Annotated in this window: 6 protein-coding genes and 2 pseudogenes; 5 read left to right on the top strand and 3 right to left on the bottom strand. The window is 71.4% G+C overall.

What is annotated here, in order from left to right; translation table 11 throughout:
- Positions 1-143 precede the first annotated feature (143 nt).
- The 3 genes and pseudogenes from P2H44_RS25390 to P2H44_RS25400 form a co-directional block, all read right to left on the bottom strand.
- Positions 144-440 (bottom strand): annotated as a pseudogene (locus P2H44_RS25390) (transposase); the annotation flags it as partial.
- 382 nt (positions 441-822) lie between these two features.
- Positions 823-2781, bottom strand: a complete 1959-nt coding sequence (locus P2H44_RS25395; RefSeq protein ID WP_275768327.1) for a calcium-binding protein — start codon at positions 2779-2781, stop codon at positions 823-825.
- 144 nt (positions 2782-2925) lie between these two features.
- Positions 2926-3591, bottom strand: a complete 666-nt coding sequence (locus P2H44_RS25400; protein ID WP_275768330.1) for an adenine nucleotide alpha hydrolase family protein — start codon at positions 3589-3591, stop codon at positions 2926-2928.
- Positions 3592-4235: 644 nt separating this feature from the next.
- Between P2H44_RS25400 and P2H44_RS25405 the strand changes: the two genes are divergently transcribed.
- The 5 genes and pseudogenes from P2H44_RS25405 to P2H44_RS25525 all read left to right on the top strand — a co-directional run.
- The gene (locus P2H44_RS25405; RefSeq protein ID WP_275768333.1) at positions 4236-4517 is read left to right on the top strand and encodes a hypothetical protein; all 282 of its coding nucleotides are present in this window, start codon (positions 4236-4238) and stop codon (positions 4515-4517) included.
- A 441-nt stretch (positions 4518-4958) separates the two neighbouring features.
- Positions 4959-5666 carry a hypothetical protein gene (locus P2H44_RS25410; RefSeq protein ID WP_275768336.1) on the top strand — a complete coding sequence of 236 codons (708 nt, stop codon included), beginning with the start codon at positions 4959-4961 and terminating at the stop codon, positions 5664-5666.
- Positions 5667-5917: 251 nt separating this feature from the next.
- Entirely contained in the window at positions 5918-8260 is a 2343-nt protein-coding gene (locus P2H44_RS25415; protein ID WP_275768341.1) for a mechanosensitive ion channel family protein, read from the top strand.
- 198 nt (positions 8261-8458) lie between these two features.
- Positions 8459-9646 (top strand): PLP-dependent cysteine synthase family protein, encoded by a 1188-nt coding sequence (locus tag P2H44_RS25420; RefSeq protein WP_275768343.1) that lies wholly within the window; start codon positions 8459-8461, stop codon positions 9644-9646.
- Positions 9647-9842: 196 nt separating this feature from the next.
- Positions 9843-9952 (top strand): annotated as a pseudogene (locus tag P2H44_RS25525) (transposase); the annotation flags it as partial.

Genomic DNA, 9952 nt, shown 5'->3' on the forward strand with positions numbered 1-9952 from the left:
TGTCCAGCACCAAGCGAACCGCGCGATCGCGGACCTCAGGGGAGAACTTGTTCGTCGTCTTGCTCATGGGGCTCCATCCTACTCAGGAGTGGGAGCCTCCGGCAGACCCGGAGCGGTTCAATCGTTTCCTGATCCTCCTCACCCTTCAGCGCGGCCGTCTCCGCGCGGAGGTCCATGACCTCCGGGCTCGTCGCCTGGCGGGCCGTGTCGCCGGCCAGCCGCTTCTTCCCGGCCTCGAGGAACTCCTTCGACCAGCTGTAGTACAGGCTCGTCGCGATCCCCTCGCGCCGGCACAGTTCGGCGATGCTCTCCTCGCCGCGCAGGCCCTCCAGCACGACGCGGATCTTCTCCTCCGCCGAATGCAGCTTGCGGGTCCTGCGTCGGATGTCCCGAACGACCTTCTCGGCCGCCGGCTTCGTCGTCTCAGTCTTCCGTCTCATCGTCTGCCCTCCCTGGGCACGATGAGCCGAAACCCTCCGTTACGATATCAACTCGGATGTCTCATGGGCGCTGACGCCGGACACCCTGCATGACTGGACCGGTGTGATCGAGGGCCGGTGAAGTCGACCCTCGCCGCTGGAACCGAGAACCGCACCAAGCGCTGCATCCTTCCGTAAAGGGAGGGCGGCCATTGGGGGCGCGGCGGGGTCCGTTCGTTCAGGGCCGTCGCGCGCTCCCTCGCGGAACGCGTGACGCCAAGGCTCCGGCGCGCGCCGCGAAACGGGCGAGCGGCGGCTCGGGCGGCTGCACGCAGGCGGGCGGGCGCGGTCGATCGGTTCCCGGCCGGGCGGAGGGGCGGGGCGCGGCCGCTCGCCGGCGGGGTCAGGCGAAGAGGAAGTCGCCGGCCGAGAAGTCGCCCTTGCTCTCGTCCAGCACGGTGATCGCGCCGCCGTCGTACTTGATCTTCACGTTGTCGCCCTTGTTGCGCAGGGCGAGGTCCTCGAAGGACTCGGCGCCGCTGGCGAAGACGATCTTGTCCTTGCTCTGCTTGAAATCCAGGATCCGGTCCTTGCCGTCGCCCTGCTCGAACCTGAAGCGATCCTTGCCGGCGCCGCCGAACAGGATGTCCTTGGCCTCGCCCCCGTCGAGCACGTCCTTGCCGCCGCCCCCGAGCAGCGAGTCCTTGGCCTCGCCGCCGTCGAGGCGGTCCTTTCCGTTGGCGCCGGAGATCGAGTCGTTGCCGCCGCCGCCGACGAGGGAATCCGCGCCCTTGCCTCCGCGGATCTCGTCCGCCTTCAGCCCGCCGTCGATCACGTCCTTGCCGCCGCCGCCGACGATGAAGTCGAAGCCCTCGGCGCCGAAGATGCTGTCGCCGCCGCCGCCGCCGACCAGCTCGTCGCGCGCCGCGCTGCCGGTCAGGGAATCCGCGCCCGCGCCGCCGCGCAGCACGTCGCCGTCGCCGAAATCCCCGCCCGGGTTCGACCGCGCGACCAGGATGTCGTCGCCAGCCCCGCCGATGAGCGTCGCGCTCCTCCCGGCTATTCCGAAGAGGGTGTCGTCGAACCGCGTCCCGATCACGGCGTCCATGCCGCCGGCGGTGACCGCGAAGCCGGCGAAGGCCTCCTGCGTCGCGGACTCGGCGTTGTCGGCAAGCTGCATGTCGAAGGTGACGGATTCGAACTGGAACTCCGCGAAGCTGATGGTGTCGAGGCCGGTGTCGGACCCCTCCCCCCCGTTCACATCGCCATGCACGGAGACGCCGGGACGCAGGATCACGAAGAGATCGTCGCCCCCGCCGCCGTCCGCGACCCCGCCCGAGCCGCCTTCGCCGCCCTCGCCCCCGCTGAGGACGAGGATGTCGTCGCCGTTTCCGCCGAACAGCGTGCCCGCGAAGGAGGCCGAGAGCCGGTCGTTCCCGCTCAGGCCCAGCAGGGTCGGCGTGGCGCCCGCGAACAGCAGGTCGAGCTCGTCGTCGCCGGCCGTGCCGGTCTGCAGCTCGGTCGCCGTGTCGGAGTCGGGCCCCAGCACGCCCAGCGCTTCGGCGCCGTCGGTGGTCCCGTCGCCGAGCCCTCCGGTCGCGACCGAACCGTCGCCGATGCCGAACCGGGGCGGCACGAGATCGCCGCCCAGCTGCAGCAGGCCGACCACGGCGTCGCCGCCGTCGCCGCCGCCCTGACCGGCGCCGCCGGCCGCCTGGCCGGTGAAGCCCGTCAGGCTCAGGAGGACGCTTCCGCCCACATGCAGGACGCCCGCGACCGCGTCGCCGCCCTTCCCGCCGTCGGTTCCCGCGCCCGCGACGGACAGCAGCTCGTCGAGCGTGGTGTCGAAGAGGCTCAGATCGCCGTCGTTGGCGATCGTCCCGGCCGATCGGGCGGCGAAGGGGGCGTCGGTCTCTCCGATGGCGCGCAGGTTCACCAGCTCGCTGTCGAGGAAGGACAGGGTTCCCTCGTTGACGATGACGAAGGCCAGCTCGTCGGCCGCCTCGTCGCCCACGGCTATGGCGTCCTCGAACCTGACGGAGCGAATGACGACCCGCGCGCCGTTGGCGACGGAGAACAGCGCGCTGTCCGACTCGTCGACCGTGCCGCTCAGGTCGCTGTCGCCCGAGATCGCGATGTCCGAGGACTCGTCGCCGTCCATGTCTCCGCTCAGGGTGATTCTGGCCTCGGCGTCGAAGAGGAGCCTCGACTGCAGGAACAGCGTTCCGCCGAACAGGCTTTCGTCGAAGGCGATGGCGACCGTGTCGTCCGCGCTGCGGGTGGCCGCTTCCGCCAGCGCGGCGCGAAGGCTGCCGGCCCCGGAATCGTTGAGGTTTTCGACGGTGAGTTCGAAAAATGCCATCTGGCGTCATCCCTGTTCATGCCGGACGGCGAAGCCAGCCCGGTCCCAAGCGTCAGGACGACGCGCCGCGCCAACCCCCGTTAACTATGGTTAACGAGTTTACGCTACGTTGCATCATTTATCGTGCGAATAGGTGACGATCCGTCATCCGCGATGGATCGAACCCATCAGCCGGCACGTCTTGCACGCGCCGCATTCCAGCCAGCCGCCGCCGGGCCGGGGCTGCGGTCTGCGGCAGGTCCAGCAGAGCCCCGCGAGCTCCGGGCCGAGATCCTCGATCTCCCGCGCCTTCGAGACCGGCGGCACCAGGAAGAAGGCGGGCGCCGGGTTCGGGTGGCAGTTGGCGGCGACGCAGGCCTCGACATGCACGAAGCGTTCGGCGTCGTGGCCTTCCTCGAGGCAGGTGCCGATGGTCCAGCGGTCCATCGGTCTGCCCTGCGCGAGATGGTAGGAGTGGGCGCAGATGCCCGCCTCGAAGCCCACGCCCACGATGTCGTAGCCGTACCAGCGCATGCGCCGGTGATCGATCGCGGTCTCCGAATAGCGGAAGCTGCGGAACCGCTCGGCGAGATGGGCGACGATGGCGCGGCAGGCCTCGGCCTCGACCCGATGGCGGCCTTCCTCGTTGAGGAAATGGACGTGGTGGGCGTAGACCGTGTCCCCGGTGTCGCGCAGGAGGCGCATCAGGGTCCAGACGCTGTCGATCCCGCCCGAGAGCATCACCAGGGTGGTGCGGCCGCCGGTCTCCGGCGCGGCCGTGTCCTCCGCCGACCGGAGCGGCGCGTCGGCGCCGCCTTCGTTCTGCGTCATCCGCGTCTCGCCCCCCTGCCGCCGACGACCCCGCCGACCGCCCCGTCGTCCGAGCCTAGGCGCCGGCACGCGAGGCGGCAAGCGTCGCCCCATGCGCGGGTCGCCCATCGAAGGGGCGTGTCAAGGAGAGGCAAGCCCGAGGGTCGAAGGCGGGCCGAGCCGCTCGGTCGCCCTGCGCCGCAGGGCGGCTGTCGCGGGGATCGCCGCCATGCGCGCCGTCTCGACGGCGCGGCTGCGGGACCGACGGCGGGCAGGCGCCGGCGCGCAGCTTCGGCATCCGCAGCGCCCCGCGTCCGTCGCGGGCCCGGCCATCGGCGGCGTCCCTCGGTTCGGATCGGCTCGGCGCCCCCGCGCCTTGGCCTTCGCGCCGTCCGCGCGGCCCCGGTCGGCGGCCAGCATGGCCGCGGTCCTGTCGCAGATGATCCAGGAGGTCACTCGGGGGGCGCCTGGCGACGCGGGAAGCGCAGGCCGCGCGCCTCGGCCACGCTCGAGGCACGCCCGGGTGCGGCGCGTCGTGCAGCGGCGGCGCGGGATCCGTTGCGCCCGCCGTCATTCATCGGACAGGTCGGACGCGCTAGGCTCGGTCCGTCATCTCGTCGGACGACCGGATTCTTCGCCGGCCGCGCAAGTCGAAGGAGATCCTCATGCGTCCAGTACGTCTCGCCCTCGCCCTGACCCTCCTCGCCGCCGCCGCTCATGCAGGGCCGCTCGACAAGGCCAAGGACATCGTCGATCCGGACTGCACGGTCGCCAAGGCCGCGAAGAACGCCGCGATGAAGGCGACGATCGGCGTCGGCAACAGGTGCAGCGCGGCCGAGACCGCGCGGGACATCGCCGGGATCGACGGCAAGGGCGACGACCTGAAGGAGAAACGCGAGGACGCGTCGGACAAGGACGGCGGGGTGGTCAAGAAGCTCGTCAAGTGACCTGACCCGGCGACGGGCCGGGCCGCCGGCTTCCCAGCGGGCGGGCCGGCGCTCGACGGCCCGGTGGCGCCCGGCATCCCCGGCTCGGTCCGCCGCAAGCGAAGCGCCACCGCCCATGCGCGACCGCATTCCGTGCTCGACGCATACGGCGGGACAAGCCCCTTTCCGTTCGCCGCGGAGCAGGGATCGCGCCGGCACGACGAGCGGCCCCCGCGTGATCCGACCGCATCCGGGCCCTGTCTCCGCCACGGGCCTCTCGCCGAGGGCGAAACGCCTGATCTGCAGGCCGATCCGGGCGCGTCCGCCCTCGAACGGCCGGCATCCGGGGAACGCCGGCTTGCACGCATTAAAATATGATCGAAATCTGCTACACTGGAACGCGGGGGCGAGAACGACGTCGAGGCGTCGCCGTTGCGGCGCGCAGGGTTCGGAGAGGCCGTCATGAAGAAGCTGGCGTTCGCCGCGGCGGGGCTTGCGTTGCTGCAAACCGGGATCTCGGAGGCGGCGACGGTGAACGTGGCGGTCGAGCCGACCTCTAACTTCACCCCGTCGTCGAGCCTCTACTATGCCCAGAGCTTTGTCGTCCCGAGCGGGTTCGTCAGCCTGACCGACATTTCGATCTTCGCCTATCTGCGGGAGTTCGCCGGCGCCCCGATCCCCGATCCCGAGCCCCTGACGCTGCGCCTCTACGCCTTCGACAGTTCCGGCTCCGTCGATGCCATCCAGGGCCCCTCGCTGTTCGAGCGGACCGTGTCGGTCCTGGCCAATAGCCTGTCGGACCACGAGATCGCCGCGTCGACCGGGGGCGTCGACGTCGTAGGCCTGGGGGAATACCTGCTCGTCCTCGACTACGTCGGCGCGGCCTCCGTCGCGCTGGAGCGCAACGTCAACGGGCTGGCGACGTCGGCTCCGGACTATCCGGGCGGCGTCCTGTGGACCGTCGCGCGGAGCGAAGGCCTCGACGCCGATACCGACTGGCTCGCCTCGCCGCAGCAGGACCTGGCGTTCGCCCTGACCTTCTCCGACGGCGCCGCAACCGTGCCGACGCCGCCCGCCTTCGGGCTTCTGCTGTCCGGAGGCGGGCTGATCGCTCTGCTCGCGGCGAAGCGCCGGCGCGGGTCTTCGGCGCAGGGTCGTCCTTCGGCCTGAGCTTCGGCGCGCGACCCCGTTCCTCCACGAAGGCCGATCCCTCGAGAGCCGGGCTCTTCAGGGGAGCCCGGGCGGCCGAGCCGCGCGCTCCGGACGGGCGCTCGCGGTCGGTCCAGCCGTTGCGTGGCGGACCGAATTTTGCGCTTCCGGCCGCGAGGTCTTAAACCGGAGGGGAACGACCGATCGCCTGAAAGCTGTGCGCCCGCCCCCGGGCGGCGGCATGCGTTCGCGCAAGCGTCCGGAGGATGAACATGCCGCACGGCGTCGAGGCAGGACGTCTTCTTCGGGTCTGTCTGATCCTGTCGCTTCTCGCGCTCGCCGCCGCCTCGGCCGCGGCGGAGGAGCGCTGGAGCGGGCAATGGCGCAGCGTCTGGCGGGAAGGCAGCGCCCTGATGACCCTGGCCGAACACGCGGACGGCACGGTGACGGGAACCTACGAGCCGGGCGGCGGGCGGCTGCGCGGGACGGTCGAGGATCGGGTTCTGCGGGGCGCGTGGCAGGAGCCTGCGGCCTCGGGCGAGTTCGTGTTCGCGCTGTCGCCCGACGGACGCAGCTTCAGCGGCCGATACGGCGACGGGGGCTTCTGGAACGGGGAACGGATCGACCCCAAGGCGGTGGAAGCCGTGTCCACGCTGCGGGCGACGCCGCGGGACGTCCTGCGCAGCCTGCTCGTGGCGGGCAACGCGACGGTCTACGAGGGCGACGTCCACGCGCAGCGGCGCATCGAGGGAATGCTGAGCTACGAGGGCGGCGTCGCCGACGGGCGCGACCGCACCCGCCGGCGCACGCTGCTGTGGCGGCTGGTCGAGCTTTCGACCCTGCGCATCGTCGACGCGCCGCTGGACTCGGACACCGACGAGGCGCGCTTCCGCATCGGCCCCGCGGGGACCTCGGTCGACTACACGCTGCGCTTCGCGCGCGACGCGGCGGGCTGGCGCCTCGTGGTCGAGGACGAGCCGACGCTGAGCGCCGCCCTCGCGCGGTTTCTCGAGGAGATCGGGGAGCCCTCCGCCGAAAGCGCGAAGCTCGCCTGGCGCGACTCCCCCCGGGGCGTGATGCGCCGCTTTATCGAGGGCGCGCAACGCTGGGACGACGGCGGCCGCGAGAAGTCGCTCGCGACGCTCGACCTGTCGTTCCTGCCCTCGCATCTGCGCGAGGCGGAGGGGCCGATCTACGCCGACTACCTCAAGCAGATCCTCGACCGCGCCGGCCGCCCGATCTGGCAGGAGATCCCCAACGACCCGGAGCAGCCGATGCCCTACGTGCACTACCTGCACGCGGCTGGCGAGGTCGCGATCGAGCCGCTCGAGGTCGACGACGAGACCGCGACGCGCTGGCGGTTCTCGGCCGGAACGCTGGCGTCTGCGCCCGATCTCTTTGCGGCGATCCAGACGCTGCCCCCGGCCGAGGGCGTGAAGCCGAGCGCGCCGCTGACGCGCTTCTTCATGCTCCGCGAGGCGATCCGCGAACAGGCGCCTCAGCTTCTCCGGCGCCCGCTGCTGCTGGAGACCTGGCAATGGCTGGCGCTGGCGCTGTGGGTCGTGGGCGCGACGGCGGCGGCCGCGGCCGCCCATGTCGCGACCCGGGCGCTGGTCGGGCGCCTGCCGCTGGGCCCCGACGAGGCCGCGGACCGCAGGCGCGGCGCGGAGCTGGCGCGCCCGCTCGGATTGCTCGTCGCCGCGATGCTGCTGATGCGCGGCATCGGGCTGTTCGGGACGGTCGGCCCGGGGTTCGAGGCGCTGTTCCGCGGGCTCGCGATCGCGGCGGTGCTGTGCGGCGGGTGGCTGGCCTGGCGCGTCAGCGACCATGCCGGCGAGCACTTCTCCCGCCGCGCGTCGGAGACCCCGGGCTACGCCGACGAGATCGTGGCCTCGCTCGCCACCGGGGTGGCGAAGCTGCTGGTCGTGGTCTTCGCCGTGGTCGCCGCGGCCGACATCGCCGAGCTTCCCTACGAAGGCGTGCTGACCGGGCTCGGCGTCGGCGGCGTGGCGCTGGCCTTCGCGGCGCGGGAGACGGTGTCCAACATGCTGGCCGGCGCCCTTCTGATGACCGACCGGCCCTTCAAGCGCGGGCACCTGGTGGAGACGCACGGAGAGCTGGCGGTGGTCGAGAACGTGGGCCTGCGCTCGACGCGCCTGCGGCGGCTGGACGACACCATGGTGATCATCCCGAACTCGCAGCTCTCGGACACGCCGCTGGTCAACTGGGGCATCCGGCGGCGGCGGCGCGTGGACCTGCCGATCTCGGTCACCTACGACACGCCGCGCGAAAAGCTCGACGCCTTCGTGGAGCAGCTGCGGCGCACGCTGCTCGAGCACCCGCGCGCCGATGCGCTGGACTGCTACGTGGGCGTCGCCGCCTTCGGCCCCTCCTCGATCGACATCGAGTGCCGGGTGTTCGTCAACGTCTACAGCTACGAAGCCTATGTCGCCGCGCGGCACCGGCTGATCGGCGACGTCGTGGACCTGGCCAAGCGCATGGAGGTCGCGTTCGCCTTCCCCACGCGCACGCTTCACATCCGGCCTCAAGAGACGCCGGCGGAGGATCGGCGCGACCCGCGGAAGGAGACCCGGGAGACGACCTCCGACGCGTGACGCCGGCCCGCCGCGCCCGGCCGGAGGCAGGACCGGGACAGGATCGCCTGCGCCTCCCGGGCGACGACGCCCGCCCCGGGCCGGTCCGCGATCCCGGGCCCGGAGCGGACTCGGCGGCGGTCGAGGGGCGCGCCTCCTGATTCAACTGGATCGTTCGCCTCGGACCGGCGATGCTCGAAACCGAGCACGGAGGCGACGATGGCAGACGCGACATGTCCGGCCCCGCTCGACCGCTCGCCGAGCGCGCGTGACCGCGACTGGATCTGCGAGGCGATCAGCAAGGTCGAGGCGGACTTCAACCGATCCGCGGATACGCACCTGATCAAGCTGGAGCTTCCGTGCCTGGAGGGGATCGACCTCTACCTCAAGGACGAGTCGACCCATCCCTCGGGCAGCCTCAAGCACCGGCTCGCCCGGTCGCTGTTCCTCTACGGGCTGTGCAACGGCTGGATCACCCGCGGCACGCCGATCATCGAGGCCTCCTCGGGCAGCACCGCGATCTCGGAGGCGTATTTCGCCCGGCTCCTCGGCCTGCCCTTCATCGCGGTGGTGCCGGACACCACGGCGAGCCGGAAGATCGCGCAGATCGAGTTCCAGGGCGGCGAGTGCCGCCGGGTGCCTGCCCGGGACATCTACGACGAGGCGGCGCGGCTGCGCGACGGCCTCGGCGGACACTACGTCGACCAGTTCACCTATGCCGAGCGGGCGACCGACTGGCGCGGCAACAACAACATCGCCGAGAGCATCTTCTCGCAGATGGAGCGCGAGCGCTTCCCCGTGCCCGCCTGGGTCGTGGTCAGCGCCGGCACCGGCGGCACGTCGTCGACCATCGGACGCTACATCCGGTACCGGCCGCGCCTCTTCGCCTCGACCCGGCTCTGCGTCGTCGATCCCGAGAACTCGGTCTTCTTCGACTTCTTCCGAACCGGGAACCGGGCCCTCACGTCCGACCGCGGCTCGCGCATAGAGGGGATCGGCCGGCCGCGGGTCGAACCCTCCTTCATGCCGGAGGTGATCGACCGGATGATGCGGGCGCCGGATGCGGCGAGCATCGGCACGCTGTGGTGGCTCGAGTCCGTGCTGGGGCGCAAGTGCGGCGGCTCGACCGGGACCAATCTCTTCGCGAGCCTCCAGCTGGCCGAGGAGATGGCGCGCCACGGCCGTTCCGGCAGCATCGTCACGATGATCTGCGACTCGGGCGAGCGGTATCTCGACTCCTACTTCGACCCGGACTGGGTGCAGGCGCAGGGCCTCGACGTCGCCCCCTGGGTCGAAACCCTCGACCGCTTCGCCCGATCCGGCGCCCTGACCGGCCCCGCCGCCGTCGCCCGGCCGGAGCCCCTCGCGCCCCGCGACCACCGGCAAGGCCCTCTGCCATCGTCGTGAGAGAGCTGGGCGCACGCGCGCATCCGACGGCGACCGTCGATCCCGTAAACGCTTCAGGCTTGGAGACCGTTCGATCCCCGCCCCATCCCCTCCGCCACTCGCCCCGCGCGAACGGTGCACTGAGCCCAGAGAACTGGACCGTTCGAAGCTGGAATCCCGGGTATCCTTTTTCCGGCCGGCGAGGGAGCGGAGATCGATGAAGGCAAGCGAGTTTTCGGACGCGCGAGACAGGCGTTTATCCTGAAGCAGGCCGAGGAGGGCGTGCCGATCGGCGACGTCTGCCGGAAGGCCGGGATCAGCCAAGGC

It is taken from the genome of Albimonas marina (assembly GCF_029223255.1).
Lineage (GTDB): Bacteria > Pseudomonadota > Alphaproteobacteria > Rhodobacterales > Rhodobacteraceae > Albimonas.

What these genes read in the sequence shown, in the direction of transcription:
- P2H44_RS25410 (WP_275768336.1), top strand. Translation starts at nt 4,959, where the DNA reads ATGAAGAAGCTGGCGTTCGCCGCGGCGGGGCTTGCGTTGCTGCAAACC.
- P2H44_RS25395 (WP_275768327.1), bottom strand. Translation starts at nt 2,781, where the DNA reads ATGGCATTTTTCGAACTCACCGTCGAAAACCTCAACGATTCCGGGGCC.
- P2H44_RS25415 (WP_275768341.1), top strand. Translation starts at nt 5,918, where the DNA reads ATGCCGCACGGCGTCGAGGCAGGACGTCTTCTTCGGGTCTGTCTGATC.
- P2H44_RS25405 (WP_275768333.1), top strand. Translation starts at nt 4,236, where the DNA reads ATGCGTCCAGTACGTCTCGCCCTCGCCCTGACCCTCCTCGCCGCCGCC.
- P2H44_RS25420 (WP_275768343.1), top strand. Translation starts at nt 8,459, where the DNA reads ATGGCAGACGCGACATGTCCGGCCCCGCTCGACCGCTCGCCGAGCGCG.
- P2H44_RS25400 (WP_275768330.1), bottom strand. Translation starts at nt 3,591, where the DNA reads ATGACGCAGAACGAAGGCGGCGCCGACGCGCCGCTCCGGTCGGCGGAG.